This is a genomic window from Pseudooceanicola sp. NS-SX9 (assembly GCF_057380705.1).
This window is the reverse complement of the sequence record NZ_JBXXRN010000007.1, coordinates 127853-145536: the sequence shown is the minus strand read 5'-3', so window position 1 is coordinate 145536 and position 17684 is coordinate 127853. Positions and strand designations below refer to the sequence as shown.

Annotated in this window: 14 protein-coding genes; 8 read left to right on the top strand and 6 right to left on the bottom strand. The window is 66.9% G+C overall.

Annotated features, from left to right (window positions below; genetic code table 11):
• Positions 1–28: 28 nt before the first annotated feature.
• Entirely contained in the window at positions 29–961 is a 933-nt protein-coding gene (locus AC2ITM_RS23790) for an IS5 family transposase (RefSeq protein ID WP_486466467.1), read from the bottom strand.
• 155 nt (positions 962–1116) lie between these two features.
• Between AC2ITM_RS23790 and AC2ITM_RS23785 the strand changes: the two genes are divergently transcribed.
• On the top strand, positions 1117–2148 hold the full coding sequence (locus tag AC2ITM_RS23785) for a TniQ family protein (RefSeq protein ID WP_486470675.1): 1032 nt from the start codon (positions 1117–1119) through the stop codon (positions 2146–2148).
• Here AC2ITM_RS23785 and AC2ITM_RS23780 read toward each other — a convergent pair.
• Both AC2ITM_RS23780 and AC2ITM_RS23775 read right to left on the bottom strand, forming a co-directional pair.
• Positions 2072–3166: a Zn-dependent alcohol dehydrogenase gene (locus AC2ITM_RS23780; RefSeq protein ID WP_486470674.1), complete on the bottom strand. Its 1095-nt coding sequence runs from the start codon at positions 3164–3166 to the stop codon at positions 2072–2074. The two genes, AC2ITM_RS23785 and AC2ITM_RS23780, sit on opposite strands and share 77 nt — an antisense overlap.
• 38 nt (positions 3167–3204) lie before the next feature.
• Complete coding sequence (locus AC2ITM_RS23775; RefSeq protein ID WP_486470673.1) at positions 3205–4494, bottom strand: alkyl sulfatase dimerization domain-containing protein; 1290 nt, start codon at positions 4492–4494, stop codon at positions 3205–3207.
• A gap of 734 nt (positions 4495–5228) precedes the next feature.
• Between AC2ITM_RS23775 and AC2ITM_RS23770 the strand changes: the two genes are divergently transcribed.
• The 7 genes from AC2ITM_RS23770 (at position 5229) to AC2ITM_RS23740 (ending at position 13477) form a co-directional block, all read left to right on the top strand.
• Positions 5229–6245 (top strand): ABC transporter substrate-binding protein, encoded by a 1017-nt coding sequence (locus AC2ITM_RS23770; RefSeq protein ID WP_486470672.1) that lies wholly within the window; start codon positions 5229–5231, stop codon positions 6243–6245.
• A 45-nt stretch (positions 6246–6290) separates the two neighbouring features.
• Entirely contained in the window at positions 6291–7034 is a 744-nt protein-coding gene (locus AC2ITM_RS23765; RefSeq protein ID WP_486470671.1) for an ABC transporter permease, read from the top strand.
• A gap of 11 nt (positions 7035–7045) precedes the next feature.
• On the top strand, positions 7046–7864 hold the full coding sequence (locus AC2ITM_RS23760) for an ABC transporter ATP-binding protein (protein WP_486470670.1): 819 nt from the start codon (positions 7046–7048) through the stop codon (positions 7862–7864).
• A gap of 23 nt (positions 7865–7887) precedes the next feature.
• Positions 7888–9549 carry a flavin-containing monooxygenase gene (locus AC2ITM_RS23755; protein ID WP_486470669.1) on the top strand — a complete coding sequence of 554 codons (1662 nt, stop codon included), beginning with the start codon at positions 7888–7890 and terminating at the stop codon, positions 9547–9549.
• Between the two features lie 119 nt (positions 9550–9668).
• Positions 9669–11102, top strand: a complete 1434-nt coding sequence (locus tag AC2ITM_RS23750; RefSeq protein WP_486470668.1) for an aldehyde dehydrogenase family protein — start codon at positions 9669–9671, stop codon at positions 11100–11102.
• Between the two features lie 102 nt (positions 11103–11204).
• Positions 11205–12392, top strand: a complete 1188-nt coding sequence (gene bktB, locus AC2ITM_RS23745) for a beta-ketothiolase BktB (RefSeq protein WP_486470667.1) — start codon at positions 11205–11207, stop codon at positions 12390–12392.
• Positions 12389–13477, top strand: a complete 1089-nt coding sequence (locus AC2ITM_RS23740) for a 3-hydroxyacyl-CoA dehydrogenase family protein (protein WP_486470666.1) — start codon at positions 12389–12391, stop codon at positions 13475–13477. Before bktB ends, AC2ITM_RS23740 begins: the two co-directional genes overlap by 4 nt.
• A 45-nt stretch (positions 13478–13522) precedes the next feature.
• Here AC2ITM_RS23740 and AC2ITM_RS23735 read toward each other — a convergent pair whose 3' ends face one another.
• From AC2ITM_RS23735 to AC2ITM_RS23725, 3 genes are all read right to left on the bottom strand, one after another.
• Entirely contained in the window at positions 13523–14362 is an 840-nt protein-coding gene (locus tag AC2ITM_RS23735) for a TetR family transcriptional regulator (RefSeq protein WP_486470665.1), read from the bottom strand.
• A 77-nt stretch (positions 14363–14439) separates the two neighbouring features.
• Complete coding sequence (locus AC2ITM_RS23730) at positions 14440–15609, bottom strand: acyl-CoA dehydrogenase family protein (RefSeq protein WP_486470664.1); 1170 nt, start codon at positions 15607–15609, stop codon at positions 14440–14442.
• Positions 15610–15692: 83 nt separating this feature from the next.
• On the bottom strand, positions 15693–17552 hold the full coding sequence (locus AC2ITM_RS23725; RefSeq protein ID WP_486470663.1) for a SulP family inorganic anion transporter: 1860 nt from the start codon (positions 17550–17552) through the stop codon (positions 15693–15695).
• Positions 17553–17684: the final 132 nt, after the last annotated feature.

Genomic DNA, 17684 nt, shown 5'->3' with positions numbered 1-17684 from the left:
GACGTGAGTGCCCCTTTCCCGTTCAGGCTCAGGCCACGCGAACAACCTCGGCGGTGCCGAGCGCGTTGAAGCGATTGATAAGAGCGACGCGGATGTGGATTTCGGCGGTTTGGCGATCGGGGTCCCTTGCAGCGATGCGCTCGCCGAAGGACTTGATGCAGCGCATCTTGGCCTCCACGCGGCTGCGAGCGTGGTATCCGGTCCACCGTTTCCAGAACGCCCGGCCGTAGTGACGTGTGGCGCGCAGGGTTTCGTTGCGCGCCTTGGCAGCCGGGCAGTCCTCTTTCCAAGCCCGACCGTTCCTTCGGATCGGTATGATTGCCGAGTCGCCGCGTGCGATGATGGCGCTGTGACATCGGCGGGTATCGTAGGCGCCATCCGCAGTCACGGTGCCGATGTCCTCGTCCTCGGGGATCTGGCCCAACAGGTCTGGCAGGATGGGGCTGTCGCCTTCCCGGCTGGGGGTGAACTCAACGGCCCGGATATCCGAAGTGGTAGTGTCCATTGCCAGATGCACCTTGCGCCATTGGCGACGACCCTGAACACCATGCTTGCGGGCCTGCCATTCGCCGTCGCCAAGAAACTTGATGCCGGTGCTGTCCACCAGCAGATTCAGCGGCCCGTCGGCACGACGATAGGGGATCTGCACCTTGAGGGTCTTCTGCCTACGGCACAGCGTCGAGTAGTCGGGAATGGGCCAGTCCAGTCCTGCGAGCCGCAGGAGGCTCGCGACCATCCCGGCTGTCTGTCTGAGCGGCAGTTTGAACAGCACCTTGATCGACAGGCAGAACTGGATCGCGGCATCCGAGAAAACTGGCGGGCGCCCTGGGCGTCCCTCATGCGGCGCGTGCCAGGCCATCTCCTTGTTCAGCCAGATCAGCAGTGACCCGCGCTTCCTGAGCGCATCGTTGTAGGTAGACCAGTTTGTCGTGTGGTAGCGGGCGGGCTTGGGCTTGCTCATGCAGCGCGTCTAACCGCATGGATTCCCGATGTGAATCCTTCACCGGCTGAGTTCTGCAACAACGCCATTTGGCCTCCACAACGGGCGAATAGCCCTCGGAATTAAAGCCGACAGCTTTCACGAAGAGCTCAGAATACCTCTTCTCGTAGGGCCCAATGTCAGTTCCGGGAGGCAACTCCACCAACAGCACGGAATCCGTCGACACGCTTGGCGCGGCCAACCAGCCCAGCAGACCGACCCCGAGGCCGCCGGCCCCGAAGTCCCGCCCCATGCTGGCCGCAAGGCCCAGATCCACCGCGCTATCGTATCCCTGGCGGCCCGTGGAGCGGGCCGACGTGGTAACCATTCCCGCGCGCTCAGCGATGTTGCCGCCGGAGTTGGTGACAGCCGACGTCGTGGTGGCGGGGGTCGTGCAAGCCGCAAGCGCGGCGCACAGCGCGGCCAGACTGCCCGTCGCGCCGCGTCCGTTCCGGGACGAACTGCTTTCGTCCTGGGTGGCGCGGGTTGCCGCGCGCTACGGGGCGGAGCCCCTTGAGCTGATGGTGCACCTGGCTGGGGAGGGGGGTAGGGACGCAGGCGCGCGGCAGGTTGACGATGTGGCGCCGGATATGGAGTTGCTCGGGCTTTGCGCCAAGGCCTGCCGGATCGATCCCGAACGGCTTCGGCGCAGGTCACTGGCGTCCCGAAATCCTCATCGGCCGCAGGATTGGTTTCTGACCGAGACTGTACCGGTCTGCCTTGCCTGTTTCGATGCGGATGTCGCCGCCGGCCGCGACGCTTATCTGCGGGCAAATTGGCGATTGGCGGAGCAGGTGGTTTGCCCGGTGCACCGGACCATGCTCCTGGACCGCTGCCGTGCTTGTCGCGGTCACCTGAGGCCTTCCCTTCGCCTGCTGAATGGCCTGCTGCGTCCCTTCTGTCGCAAGTGCGATGCCGTTTTGGCCGGTGGGGGAGGGGAGGCAGAGGACCTTTTGAAGGTGGAATTCGCCGCAGGTGTCCTCGAGCTCCAACGCCAGATCAGCGAAATCGTCAGAGGAGACGTAGGCCGTCTCGATCGACTCGAACAGCCGCATGCGCATGACGCGGTAGAGGGTATCGCTGCACGGCGCGTCAGGGGAGGACATCAGGGAAGACCACGACACTGCGCGCAACGTTGCCGGATTTCAGATCCTCGAAACCTTCGTTAATCTGATCGAGGCTGATCCGGTTGGAGATCAGCTCGTCGATCTTCAGCCGCCCGGCCAGATAGTGATCGACCAGCCGGGGAATGTCGACCGGCAGCAGCGCCGAGCCAAAGAAAGACCCCTGGACCTTCCGGTGGTTCAGCAGCAGCTCTCCGGGAAAGCTGATGTCGGTGCCCTTGGGGAAGACGCCGATGATGGTCGCGGTGCTGTGCGGGCGGGTCATCTCGACGGTCTGGCGGGCGGTGAGGGGCAGGCCGATGCATTCGAAGGCATGGTCCACGCCGCCGCCGGTCAGATCGCGGACAGCCTCCAAGGGATCGCATTGCGCGGCATCGACAAGGTCGGTGGCGCCGAAGGTCCGGGCCATCTCCAGCTTCTTCGGCGACAGGTCGACGGCGATGATCCGCCCTGCCCCGGCAATGGCCGCGCCGTTGATCGTGGCCAGCCCGATGCCGCCGCAACCGACAACCGCCACCGTGCTGCCGGGTTCCACCTTCGCCGTCCGCCAGACCGCGCCGGTGCCCGTCGTCACCGCGCAGCCCAGCAGGGCGGCGCGGTCCAGCGGGATCTCCGGACTGACCCGGACCAGGCTGGTGTAATGCACCAGCAGCTTCTCGGCGAAGCCCGAGAGGTTCATGATCTGGTTGATCTTGCCCCCGGCGCCGAAGATCCTGTCAGCCGCGCCGAAGGGCATCTTGACCGAGGTATCCTCGCAGTGGACTTGGAAGCCAGTCACACAGCTGGGGCAATGGCCGCAATAGGCGGTCAGGGTGGCCACCACGTGATCGCCCGGCTTCAGCCCCGGCACCTGGGCGCCAACCTGCTCGACGATCCCGGCGACCTCGTGGCCGACGATAGCGGGAAAGGGGATGTCGCGCTGCCCTTCCATGAACAGGAGGTCGCTGTGGCACAGGCCAACGGCGGCGGTGCGCAGGATGACTTCCTGCGGTTTCGGGTCCGCAAGCGTCACCTCGCGGATGACAAGCGGACGGTTCGGCGCCTCGAGCACGGCAGCACGCATGGGGATGATCCTTTGTCTCGTCGGGTCCAGAGCCGCCGTCAGGCGGCGATACCGGTGTGGGATTTGCCGTTGCGGGCCCGTCCGCTGCGCAGGCGCTCAGCCTCCCAGAGATAGACGTTGCGGGCGATGGCGTTGATTTCCGTCTCTGCCAGCGCTTCCATGGCGGCGATCTTGAGCGGTTCGGCCGGCTGACCCAGGGCGATCAGGTGATCGGCCAGCTCCATCTTCCACTGCAGGTCCGTTGTCGCCTGCGCCGCGGCTTGCAGGGCGTCTACGCCCCCGACGAGGTCGGCGAGATGTTGGGCCCGGGTCCGGTCCGGCAGTGCCCCCAGATGGGTCGGGTTCCCGTCGTACCAGCCCAGCATGCCCTGGGCAAAGCCGCGCGCCGACCAGGAAACCTTGCCGTAGAATTCCTTCAACCAGGGTTTCGCGGCCAGGTGCGGCGGCAGAGCGACCCGCGTCGCGATCTCTTCCATCGAGGCGCCCTGATTCATCAGTTCGGTGGTCTGGCGCATCACCTCGAGAATCGCCTCGCGGGTGGAGCCGAGCGCATCGAGGATCTGCTCGCGCCCGTGGATCGGCAGGGTATGTCCGGGGGCGAAGATCTCTGCATCGAAGGTCTGCATGAAGGCCAGGCTGTCGGCCCAGTTGCCGAAATCGCGGAAGCGCGTGCCCCGGATGGTATAGAGATTGGGGAAGGCATGATACCAGTTGTCGCCACCGATCAGCAGCTTCTGCTCCGGCAGCCAGACCACCATGTGATCATCTGTCTCTCCCGGAGACATGACCAGCCGCGCCGGCACGCCGTCCAGGTCGATCTCCATCTCGCCATCGACGAAGCGGTTCGGCGGCAGGTAGCCCTCACCCAACCCGCGCATCGGCCGAGAGGCCGGGCCGCAGCCATGCGACAGGGAGGTCCGGGGATCCAGCCCCATGCCAAACTGGGCCTGGGTCCGCCAATAAAGCGCCTCTGTCGGCCGGATCTGATGCGGATCGATGCCCAGCATGTCCGGATCGAAGACCGAGCTGGCGTATATCGGCGGTGGCGAGCCCTGGGCAAAGACGGTCGCCCCGCAGATGTGATCGCGATGGCCATGGGTGTAGATGATCCGCTCGACCGGCTTGCGGGTCCGCTGGCGGATCTCTGCCAGGATCTCTGCGGCGGCCGCGGTGCTTTCGGTCGTGTCCACGATAGTCAGCGACAGGTCGCCCTCGATCACGAAGACATTGGACAGGGCATAGCCGACCGCCATCCAGACGCCCTCGGCGATCCTTTGGAACGACTTCTCGAACTGGGCACCTTGCGCGAGCAGCTCCGGGTTGGGCATATCATCTCCTCCTTTGCGTGTCGGTCGCCCAAGCCGGGCGCCTTGATCCGTCCTTTGACGAGGGATCCTCTGACCAGCGCGCATCCTCTCCCGAACAGCATCTGTCCGGCCCTCAATCCGCACTGGACGGGGCGCGATCCCTGTCCCCCCTCGATGCGACGAAATCCGTAAGTATACGCAAGGAAAGGAAACAATTATCCATTGGATCAAAGGATCCAATCTTACACAATGTAAGTCAAGTCTTAAGTCATATGATTTGACACTCCTGTTCCCTTGCCGCCCCGCCCTCTTGTTACAAAGTGTAAAAAATTTCTTGCGTGGAGCATGCTTCGGATTTAACAAAATGTAATTACACTTTGTACAGCGGGAGGAGGCCGCGTCCGTACAGGTGCGAGCCGGAGCGACAGGGCCCGAAGAGCGTGAGGACGCAGGGCGCGGTCAGACCGGCATTTTCCGGCGACATCGGTGAGGAGACCGACAGGGCTGGAGACGTCTTCGCGGTACCGACAGGCGAAGGCCCGCCGCACACCGCAGGCATCCCATCACCGCGCCGTCAGGATCGCCCTGACGGATCCTTGTCGGGCCCCGCCCGCAGGGAACGCCCCTTTGCGCGCCATGGAGAGGCCGCACCGGACCGGCACCCGGGTGCCCAACGGCAGGGACGGCGAAGATGGGCGCGGCCGGGATGGCCCGCGCCCTTCGACGATCTGAATACCTTGTCCAGCGGAGGAGCAATGGACATGATCAAGAGCTTCAAGAAAGCAACCGTCTGCGTCGCCGCCTGCGTCATCGGACTTGGGTCGGCAACCGGCGCCGTAGCGGCTCCGGAGAAATCCGATATCAACGTGACCGTCTTTACCGGCAGCCTGGTGACTCTGATCGAGCGCGTGGCGCTCTGGGAAGGATTCCTGAAGAAAGAGGGGCTGACTGGCCATTTCGTCGAGGTCACCAATGGCTCTGCCATGGTGTCCTCCGTGCTGGGCGGATCGTCCGATTTCACCTCGGCCGCGCCCATCTTCGCCTGGAATCTGCACGAGAAGGGCGAATGCCTGACCTATTTCGGCGCCGGGATCGGGGGCTTTTATTCCTTCATCGCCCGGTCGGAGCTGGAAATGCCCAATATCGGCAAGGGCTTCCCGGAGTCGATCCGAGACCTAAAGGGCAAGCGGATCGGCGTGGTCGGGCGCGGCACCGCAACCGAGCAATGGGCCTCGAGCGTGCTGGCCGATGCGGGGCTTGATCCCCAGAAGGACGTGACCTTCGTGGCGACCGGCGGACTGGCCACCATCGTGCCGGCCTTCGAGAACGCGATGGTCGATGTGCAACTCGCCTTCCCGCCGCTGGAAAGCAAGCTGAAGCCCGGCTCTTTCCAGGTCGTCGCACGACTTTTCGACAGCGACGTCCCCACCCTGAAGGACATGATCCAGGTCGGGCCGATGTCGACCTGCGCGTTCCGGCAGGCCTATCCTGAAACCCAGGCCGCTTACTGCCGTGCCTGGCATGCCGCCTATGACTTTGCCGTCGATCCGGCCAACGAACAGGCCATGCGGGTCGACGTGGGCAAGACCCTCGGCATCGACGAGGAAACGGCCGCCGGCGTCTGGGACAGCACAAAAAGCGCCCTGCGTTCGCCGCTTTGGACCGAAGAGAGCTGGGCCCGGCAGGCGCAGTTCATGCCGATGTCAGAAGGGCATCCCATGACCCCGCCGCCGTTCGCCGACATGGTGGACCAAAGCTGCAGCGGACGCTGAGGGGGGCACCGGATGTCACGCGCTTTGAACCGTCAGAAGATCCTCATGGCGACCAGTCAGGTCGCCGTCATCCTGGGCCTTGTCCTGCTGTGGCAGCTGGTCAATGTTCTGGGCATCGGCAACAAGTCCCTGAACCGCAGCCCAGCCGAGGTCTGGACCTCGTTCCTGACGCTGCTGCACGACGGCGTCCTCTTGGATAACCTCCTGGCCACGATGCAGGCGGTGGTCATCGCCCTGGCCCTGTCCTGCGTCATCGGCGTCGCCATCGGCCTGCTCCTTGCGCTGATGCCACGGGTCGAACGTGCGGTAGAGCCCGTCCTGAGCGGGCTGAACAGCATGCCGCGCGTCGCCCTGGCGCCGCTTTTCATCATCGCCTTCGGCTTCGGGGTAGAGGCCAAGGTGGCCCTGGCCTTCAGCGTGGTCGTCTTCATCCTGATCGTGAACGCCCGCGCCGGCGTCAAAAGCGCCGATCCCGACGTCATGCGCATGGCCGAGGTCATGGGCGTCACGCCGGTGCAGAAATTCTTCAAGATCCTGCTGCCCGTCTCCCTGCCCAGCATCTTCGCGGGGGTGCGGCTGGGCCTCGTCTATTCGCTGCTGGCCGTCGTGACCTCTGAGCTGATCAGCGCGAATGATGGGCTGGGGCAACTGATCGCCGCACGCTCGGCCCAGTTCGACATGGCCACGGTCTACGCGATCCTGATCGTCCTGGCGGTGATCGCCGGGATGATGAACGCCCTGACCGGATGGGCGGAACGCAAGCTGCTGCACTGGCAGGCACCACAGTGAGGGAGGAGACAATGGGAAATTTCGAAAGCATGGACGCCTTCACGCCGGAGGCCGCACCGCAGGGGCCGCTTGCGCAGGACAGCCTGATCGAGGCCACGAACCTGACCGTCACCTTCCGCAACCCGACCGACGGGACCGCCCATACGGTACTGGACGATGTTTCGCTGAAGGTCCGCAAGGGCGAGTTCCTGGTCCTTGTCGGCCGCAGCGGCTGCGGCAAGACCACCTTGCTGAACTGCATTGCCGGTCTGATCGATCAGACCGCCGGCGCGCTCACGGTGCTGGGCAAGGCGCCGCGGGCGGTGCGCCGCGACATGGGCTTCATGTTCGCGCGCGATGCGCTGATGCCCTGGCGCTCGGCCCTGCACAATGTCGCCTTCCCGCTGGAGATCCGCGGCGTCGCCGCGGCAGAGCGCGCCGAACGCGCGCAGGAGATGCTCGGACGGGTCCGGCTGGGAGGGGCGGCGCGGAAGATGCCCTGGCAGCTGTCCCAGGGCATGCGGCAACGCGTTGCGCTGGCCCGCACCTGGGTTTCCAGGCCGCAATTGCTGTTGATGGACGAACCCTTCGCGGCCCTCGACGCCCAGACCAAGCTGGAGGTGCGTTCGCAGTTCATGGACCTGTGGACCCAGCACCGTCAGACCGTCGTGTTCGTGACCCATGACATCACCGAGGCGCTGCTGATGGCCGACCGCATCATCCTGCTGAAGGATGGCCGCTTCGACCTGGTGGTGGAGCCCGGCTTTGACCATCCCCGCAATCCCGAAACCCTGGTGCATACAGAGACATTTCGCGCGCTCGAGAACGATCTGTCGGCGCGGCTGCACTAAGCGATGGCCACAGGAGCAAGATCATGACGATACCCGAAAAAGACGGCGGCCTCCTTGGGGTGGATGCCGTGGTGGTGGGGGCGGGCTTTGCCGGGCTCTACCTGCTGCACAAGCTGCGCGGCATGGGCCTGACGGTCCGCGTCCTAGAGGCGGGATCGGACGTCGGCGGGACCTGGTACTGGAACCGCTACCCCGGAGCGCGCTGCGACATCGAGAGCATGCAGTATTCCTATTCCTTCGACGAGGACCTGCAGCAGGACTGGAGCTGGAGCGAACGCTACGCCACCCAGGGCGAGATCCTGAAGTATCTCAACCATGTTGCCGACCGCTTCGACCTGCGCCGGGACATCGACTTTGACACCCGGGTCGCCGCCGCCCGGCTGGATGAAACCGACGGGCTGTGGCACCTGGAATGCGAGAACGGCAGGGCGATCGCGGCGCGGTTCTGCGTGATGGCGACCGGCTGCCTGTCCTCCGGCGACATTCCCGACATTCCCGGCCTGGACAGTTTCGGGGGCCGGATCTTCCGCACCGGGACCTGGCCGAAGGAGCAGGTCTCCTTCGCGGGCCGCCGGGTCGCCGTCATCGGGACCGGGTCCTCCGGCACTCAGGCCATCCCGCAGATCGCCCGGCAGGCGGACAAGCTCTATGTCCTGCAGCGGACGCCGAACTTCTCCATCCCGGCGCGCAACAGCGCGATGACGGAGGCGGTCGAGCGGTCGTGGAAATCCGACTATGCCGCGATCCGCAGGACCGCGCGCGAGCAGTTTCCCAATGGGACGATCCGCCCGCTGGGCGAGAAGCCCGCGAAAACGGTCAGCCCCGCCGAGCGCGAGGAGATCTTCGAAGAAGGCTGGAAGCGCGGCGGGATCGACTTCATGTGGATCTTCTCGGACCTGGCGACGGACGACGAGTCCAACGCCCTTGCTGCCGATTTCGTGCGCCGCAAGATCGCCGGGCTGGTCGAGGATCCGGAGATTGCCGAACGGCTCACCCCCCGGGGCTATCCGATCGGCGCGAAGCGGATCTGCATCGACACCGGCTATTACGAGACCTTCAACCGCCCGAACGTGCAGCTTCTGGACGTGAAGGCCGCGCCGCTGGCCGCGATCACCCCGTCCGGCTTCACCACCGCAGAGGGCGATTTCGAGGTCGATGACCTCGTCTTCGCCACCGGCTTTGACGCGATGACCGGGGCGCTCGGCCGGATCGACATCCGTGGCCGGGATGGCCGGAGGCTGCGCGACACATGGGCGGCGGGGCCAACGTCCTACCTGGGCCTGATGACCGCGGGCTTCCCCAACCTCTTCACCATCACCGGGCCGGGCAGCCCGTCCGTGCTGGGCAATGTCGTGGTTTCGATCGAGCAACACGTGAACTGGCTGGCCGATCTGCTGCGCGCTATGGCGCAGAAGGGAGCCCGCGTCGTCGAGGCCGACCCCGGAGCCGAGGCGGACTGGATGGAGACCGTCCAGAAGGCCGCCGAAGGCACGCTCTACATGAAGGCGGCCTCCTGGTACCTGGGGGCGAACATTCCCGGCAAGCCCAGGGTGTTCATGCCCTATGCCGGGGGTGTGCACCAGTTCCGCCGGATCTGCGACCGGATCCGCGATGCGGACTATGAGGGGATCCGCTTCCTGGACAGCTTCGCTGCCCAAGGGGCCGAGGCGCAGGAAGAGGCCTAGGCCGCGCCGCTGCAGCCGGAACCCGACCGGACAGAGCTGATTTCAACGCTGCCACCCCCGGGTCCGGCAGTGACCGAAGACGTTATGCCGCCACGCGGTCAGGACAAGGAGACAGAAAGATGAAAGACGAAACCAGCGCGCTGCGCAGCGTCGAAGTGATCAACCCCGCCAATGGCAAGGTCGTGGCGACGGTCCCCTGCCATGGCCAGGCAGAGATCGACGCCGCCGTCAGCCGCGCCGCCGCCGGTCAGGCAACCTGGGCCGGCCTGGCCCCCGAGGAGCGCAGCAAGATCCTGTGGAAGTGGGGCGAACTGATTGACGCGGAGGCCGAGGCCATCGCGAAGATGGATGTCGCCTGCATGGGCAAAGTGATCCGCGATGCCCTGGCCGAGACCCGCCGCGCCTCCCGTCATGCGCGCTACTGGGCCGGGATGGCCGACAAGATCTACGGTCAGCAGCTGGCCGATGTCTCGGGGCGGCTGTCCTACAGTGTCCGCGAGGCGCTTGGCGTCTATGCGGTGGTCCTGCCCTGGAACGCCCCGGCGCATTCCTTCCTGGCGCGGACCTCTCCGGCGCTGGCCTGCGGCAATGCGGTGATCGTCAAGCCCTCCGAACTTTCTCCGCTTTCGGCGCTGCGCCTGGCAGAGCTGGGGGCGGAGGCCGGCATGCCCGGGGGCGTGCTTCAGGTGGTCACCGGCGACGGCGTGACGGGCAACCTGCTCTGCGCACATCCGGCGGTGGCGGGGATCTCCTTCACGGGCTCGCCCGCGACGGGGCGGCGGGTGCTGGCGGCGGGCGTCGACAGCTTCAAGAAGGTGACGCTGGAACTGGGGGGCAAGTCGCCCATCGTGGTCTTTGAGGATGCCGATTTCGACTCGGCCGTGCGCGCTGCGCTGGTCGGGGTCCTGACCAATGCCGGACAGATCTGCGCGGCCTCGACCCGGCTGATGGTCCATGCCTCTATCGCCGGGCGGTTCGTGGCGGCGATGAAGGAGCGGCTGGGCAATGTCCGGATCGGCGATCCGATGGACATGACCTCTCAGGTCGGGCCGGTGGTCTGCAAGCGGCAGTATGACCGGGTCGTGGACCTGATCGGATCGGGCACCGCCCAGGGCGCGGTGCTGGCCCATGGCGGCCACAGGCCCAAGGGTCAGGAGGCGGGCTTCTACGTCGCTCCGACGATCTTCACCGGCGTCACCCCGGACCATAGCGTCTACCGAGAGGAGATCTTCGGCCCGGTCCTCAGCGTGGTCGAGTTCTCGACCGAGGAAGAGGCCGTTGCCCTGTGCAACAACTCCGAATTCGGGCTGGCGGCCTATGTCTGGACCCGGGATTCGGCGCGGTTGCTGCGGATGATGTCGGCGATCCAGGCGGGCGTGGTGCATGGCAACACGACGCTGGTGATGGATTCCGGCCTGCCCTTCGGCGGCTGGAAGGACAGCGGCCTGGGCGGCGCCTTCGGCATGGATGCGGTGGACGGCTGCACCCGGACGAAACGCGTGACCATTCGTATGCAGGACGGTCCGCTGCCCGCCATCTGGGACGGCGTCTGAGCCTCCAGAAACCGGCCAGGAACGGGGCCGATGATCCGGAACGACAGGAAAGATCCCCGCGCAGGGCCACCCGCGCGGGGACAGGAGAGGAAAGGAAAGAAAATGACCCCATCCGTCGTGATCCTGAGCGGCATGCGGACCGCCATCGGCACCTTCGGTGGTTCCCTGTCCGCCATCGCCCCGACCGAGCTTGGCAGCCTTGTGGCCCGCGCGGCCATCGCCCGCGCCGGTCTTGCGGCGGAGGCGATCGAGCAGACCTTCATGGGCAACGTGATCCACACCGAACCCCGGGACATGTACCTGTCCCGGGTCGTCGCCCTGGGTGCGGGCGTTCCCGCCGAAAGCCCGGCCCTGACGCTGAACCGGCTGTGCGGTAGTGGCCTGCAGGCGGTGATCTCGGCCTATGAGCAGATCGTGCTGGGCCATGCCGCCGTGGCCCTAGCCGGCGGCGCCGAAAGCATGAGCCGCGCAGGCCACCTGATGAGCGCCGCGCGCTTCGGCGCGAAGATGGGCGATGTCGGTGCCGTCGACATGATGCTGGGCGCGCTCACCGATCCCTTCGGCAATGGCCACATGGGGATCACCGCCGAAAACGTCGCCACCCGGGAAGGGATCGACCGCGCCGCCCAGGACGCCTGCGCCATCGAGTCCCACCGTCGCGCCGCCCGCGCCCGGCAGGAGGGCCGGTTCGATGTCCAGATCCTGCCGGTCGAGGTGACTTCGCGCCGCGCAACCGTCAGCTTTGCCACCGACGAGATGATCCGCCCGGACGTCTCTGCCCGGGACATGGCCGCGCTGCGCCCGGCCTTCCGCAAGGACGGCACGGTGACCGCCGGAAATGCCAGCGGGCTCAACGACGGGGCGGCGGCGCTGGTGCTGGCGTCGGAAGAGGCCGCGCGGGCAAGGGGGGCCACGCCGATGGCTCGGATCGTCGCCACCGGCCTGGGCGGGGTGGCGCCCGAGGTGATGGGCCTCGGCCCGATCCCGGCCAGCCGTCAGGCGCTGGAGCGGGCCGGGCTGGCGGTCGGCGACCTGGACGTGATCGAAAGTAACGAAGCCTTCGCGGCACAGGCCTGCGCGGTAACCAAGGGGCTTGGCCTGGATCCCGAGCGTGTCAATCCCAACGGCGGCGCCATCGCCATGGGCCACCCGATCGGCGCCTCCGGCGCGATCATCCTGGTGAAGCTGCTGCACGAGCTGGAGCGTACCGGCGGCCGCTACGGCCTGGCGACCATGTGCATCGGCGGCGGGCAGGGCATTGCCCTTGTAGTGGAGAACCTGAAACGATGAGCCTGGATTCCATCAAGAGGCTTGCCGTTATCGGAGCCGGCACCATGGGCGGCGGCATCGCCATCAGCACCGTCGCCTCGGGGCTGCGAACCCTGCTGATAGATCCCTCGGAAGCCAGTCTGGAGCGGGCCCGCGACCGCCTGACCCGCTACCTCGAACGCCAGGTCGACAGGGGGCGCATGTCCCCGGACAAGGCCCGGTCGGTCGCGCGCGGACTGATCCTTTCGACCGACATGGCCGGCGTCGCGGGCGTGCAGCTGGTCATCGAAGCGGTGTACGAGGACCTGGCGGTCAAGGACCGGCTTTTGCGGGAGCTTGAGCAGCTGGTGCCCCCGGACTGCGTGATCGCCACCAACACATCAAGCCTGCGGGTCGGCGAGTTGGCCGGCAGCCTGACTCGGCCCGAGCGCTTCCTGGGCCTGCACTATTTCAACCCGGCCGAGGTCAACCCGGTGGTGGAACTGGTGCGTGGCAACGCGACCGGCAGCGCCGCCGTCGCGGCCCTGGGCGATTTCCTGACCCAAACCGGCAAGACCGTGCTGCATTGCCGCGACCAGCGCGGCTTTGCCGTCAACCGGATCTTCCTGCCCTATGCCAACGAAGCCGCCCGTTGCTGCCAAGACGGGCTGGGCACCCCGGCGCAGATCGACGCGGTCGGCCGCGCGCTTTTTGGGGTGCCGATCGGCCCCTTCGCCACGATGAACCTTGTCGGCCTGCCGGTCATGCACCATGCCCTGCGCAACCTCGAACCCCTGGGCCCGTACTACACCCCGGCGCAATGCCTAGTGCGCCTTGCCGAAACCGGGGGCAGCTGGACGATCACCGAGCCTTCGGAACCGGTCATGCCCGACACGGGCGAGAGGATCCGGCTGCGGCTCAAGGGCTCGGTCTTCCTGACCGTGTCGGAACTGCTGGCAGAAGAGGTGGCGACCCCCGAGACCCTGGACATGGGCGCGGTGCAGGCCCTGAAGTTCGGGCGCCCCCCCGTGGCGATGATGGCGGCAGAGGGCCGGGCCGGCCGCGACGCCGCCCTGGCCAGCCTCGGGGTGGCGGGGACAGCAACGGGGATCGCGGCTGCGCGCTGAGGCAACCGCCCTGCCGGGCCACCGGCGTGCCATGAGCGGGGCGATCTATCCGCGCGCCTTCTGCCGGCGGCGCGCGGTCCGGCGCTGGTGCGCCTGCAGCGTGTCCATCCCGAAAAGGGCCACTTCCGGTCCGCCCCCGAAGGGCTGCAAAGCCGCATAGGCACTTTCGGTCGCTTTGGACATCGGGGCCATCAGATCCGCGGTGATGATGTCGATCAGGTCGTTGGCATAGAAGGCCACCATCTCGTCGCGGACCTCCGCGTGGCGTTCCTCTATCAGCCGGTCGAGGTCGGCCAGCATGTAGATCGCATGGCGCAGCGACATGATGGCGCGGGTATGCAGGATCGAGCGCGGCAGCCCCGTCCCGAGGCGCATGATCATGAGATAGACCTGCATGATCGACTGCCGGTTGCGGTGACGAACCAACAGCCAGCTGTCAAACTGCGGCAGCCGGTGCGATTGGGCGAGGAACCGCACGAAGTAATTCGGCTGCGCATCGTTCATGATCTGCTCGGCCAATGGCCAGATCGCCACGTGGACCAGCGCGCGCGCGTCCTTTTTCTGGCCGCGATCGATCAGCTCTTCCAGAAGTTCCTGGCGGCGCTGTCCGGCCCGGCTCATCCGGTAGTCGAAGATCGCCTCCATGATCGCCTCGCGCGAGCCGAAATGGTAATGCAGGGCAGAGACGTTCTTCTGGTCAGCGGCGCTGTTTATCCGGCGCATCGACACGGCGCCGATCCCCTCCTCTGCGTAAAGACGCTCGGCCGCCAGCAGCAACCGTTCGCGCGTGTCGCGGCTGCGCTGCTCCTTGCGGTCAGCACTGCGCTCGTCGGACTTGCCGGCAGCCGCTTCGACTTCGGATCGATTGCGCGAAGAAGGGGGCATGGGCTGGGTACCTCGGATCAAACGTCTGTCAGGTGATTTAATGCCGGTCCGGAGCCAATGTCCACGGCAGCTCCGGCCTAGTCCGTCAGCCCGTAGGTGGCGAGGGTCCGTTTCGCGATGTTCAGCTGGTGGATCTGGCTGGTCCCCTCGTAGAGCCGGAACAGCCGCGCCTCGCGGAACAGCCGCTCCACGGGGCTGTAATCGGCCACGTAGCCCGCCCCTCCCAGCACCTGCACCGCCCGGTCGGCGATCCGTCCGGCGGCTTCCGAGGCATGATACTTGCAGATCGAGGCCTCCATGATCACCTCCTCGCCGGCGTCCCACCGCCGCGCGGTGTCCAGGATCAGCGCCCGGGCCGCGTGGATGTCCGTCTGACTGTCAGCGATCATCGCCTGCACCAGCTGGAAGGCACCGATGGGCCGGCCGAACTGATGGCGGGCGGTTGCGTGCCGGGCCATCTCGTCCAACAGCCGGATCGCCAAGCCCGTGCAGAGCGCCGCCAGGCTGATCCGCTGGCGGTTGAGCGCGGTCATGACGGTGGCAAAGCCCTCCCCCTCGACCCCGCCGATCAAGTTCGCGGCGGGCACCCGGCAGCGGTCGAAATGCACCTCGGAGACCGGAGACCCCTCCTGGCCCATCTTGCGATAGGCCGGGCCGGTGCTCAGGCCCGGCGTCCCCTTCTCGACCAGGAAGGCACTGAAGTTGCGGCTGCCGCGCGATCCCGCCTCGCCGGTGCGGGCGATCACCGTGAAGAGATCGCTGATCGGCGCATTGGTGATGAAGGCCTTGGATCCGTCGATCACGTATTCCGCGCCATCGCGCCGGGCAGTGGTGGTCATTGCCAGCACGTCCGATCCCGCCTCGCGCTCGGTCAGGGCGAGGCAGCCAGTGATCTCTCCCCGGGCGAGGGTCGGCAGGTAGCGGCGCTTCTGCGCCTCCGTGCCATCCGCGACCAGCCCGGCCACCGCGATCCCGGTATTGGTGCCGGAGCGAGCGCGGAAGGCTGTCGCGGCCTGGGCGATCTCCAGGTTCATCAGCACCAGCTGTTCCATCCCGTAGCCCGCGCCGCCATGGTCCTGGGGAATGGTCCAGCCGAAGAACCCCCGGCTGCGCATCTGCGCGACCAAGTCCTCGGGGATCTCGTCCGCTTCGGCGACGCGCGCCTCGTTGGGGATCGCGACCCGCTGCACCCAGTCGCGCAGCTCCTGGCGGGCCGTTTCGAAGGCGATATCCTTCGGTGATGTCATGCTCTGCCTCCCTGGCGGGACCGTCCCGCCGCGCCGATGCCGGACCCCGGAATGCCTCGCGTTCGGGCCTCCGGCCGGTTCCTTCACTCTGCCGGTTCGGCCCTTGCAGCCAACCGCCGTCCTCCTGCCATCCGTTCCGCCGGGTCCTCCGCCCGCGCGCCGGTTCCCGCATGGGTTCGGGCGCCGGGCAATTCGCCACATTCCAGGAACACGCGGGCGCGGCACGTGGCGCAGATCTCGGGCTTGACCGAGCGGATCGCGGAATCGATCGCGTCGCCCTTCGAGACGAAGAGGTTGTCCTCACCCAGCTCCGCCACGACGCCGTAGCGCTCAAGATCGCGGACCAGCGGCGGGTAGAGCGCGACGATCCGGAACAGGCTGCCGCGCCGCCGCGCGCGTCGGATCTCGTGGATCAGCATGTCGGCCCCGGCCAGGTCGACGGAGCCGCCGCCCTTCAGGGCCAGCACGATGCCGGGGGGGCGGGGGCTGTTGTCCTCGATCTCGCGGAAGGCCGCCGAGACATGGTCGACCGAGCCGAAGTAGAGCAGCCCGTCCAGCCGGATCGTCACCAGCTGCGGGCATTGCGGCAGCTCGTGCAGCCGCGCATTGCGGAACTTGCGCCGCCCGGACCGGATCGCGGTCGGCGCCATCACCACCAGCTCGGGCCGGGCGCTCTGCCACATGAAGACCGCGAAGGAGGCGATCACGCCCACGTAGATCGAGGCCTCGAGCGAGACGAAGAGCCCGCCGGCGACGGTCAGGCCCAGCACCGTGGCCTCGGCCGGGCTGGAGACAAGGATATGGCGGATCTCGTCGATCCGGATCAGCCGCCAGGAGACGAAGAGGATCAGACCGGCGATGGCCGGATAGGGGATCAGAACGATGGCCCAGGAAAAGGCCAGCAGCACCAGGGCCAGGAACAGGCTGGCAAAGATCGCGGCCAGGGGCGTGCGGCCACCGGCCTCTGCGTTGACGCCGCTGCGGGTGAAGGAGCCGGAGCTGGCATAGCACTGGAAGAACCCGCCGATCACGTTGGACAGGCCCTGGCCCATGATCTCGCGGTTGGCATCGAAGTCCTCGCCGCGCCGATGGGCGAAGGCGCGCCCGATGGTGATCGCCTCGACCAGGCCGAGCATGGCGATGGCCGCGGCGCCCGGGGCGACGAGGGCGATATGGGCGAAGGTCAGTTCCGGCAGGGTGAAATGCGGCAACGGGGTGGAGATGGGCGCGATCATGCGGATGCCCGCCTCTGCCCCGCCGAGGCCCCAGGCCACGAGGGTGCCGGCCATCAGCGCCACGATGAAGGAGGGAAGCCAGCGGATGTAGCGTGCCACCAGCACCTGCACCGCAAGGGTGACGGAGGCGACCGCAACGGCCCGGGCATCGATCCCGCCGATATGCTGCGCCAGGTCCAGCAGGCGCTCGATCACCGTGCCGCCGGGCCCGACATCGATCCCGAGCGCCCCGGAAAGCTGGCTGATCGCGATCAGCAGCGCCGCGACGGCGGTGAAGCCGACAAGCACGGAATGCGACACGAAACTGACCAGCCGGCCCAGCCGGGCCAGCCCGGCGATGCACTGGAAGACGCCGACCAGCAGCGTGGACACCAGCACGAGGCTGACATATTGCGCCGATCCCAGCGGGGCGAGGCCGGAGAGGCTGGAGAACAGCAGCGCCGACAGCGCCGTGGTCGCGCCCGAGACCATGACCATGGAAGAGCCGAAGAAGGCGGCGACGGCCGCGGGAATGATCGAGGTATAGAGCCCGTATTCCGGCGGCAGCCCGGCGATGACCGCGAAGGCGATGCCCTGGGGCAGGACCATCGCGGCATTGGTCAGCCCGGCCAGCAGGTCGGCCCGCAGATCCGCCGGGCCGATGCGCCCCCGCCGCAGCCAGGCAGGTTGCAGCCAGACCGGCCGCTGATCGAAACGCGGCGCGATCATGAGGCCCACCTCTTGCCTGCGCGGCATTTCGGAGAGGTTGCCTCCCCGCCCTCTGCGGGACAGGCCGGAGACCTGGGTGCTTGGACAGTCATTCTTTCCCCGGAACTTTCGTCGTCAGACTCTTTTGTCCCC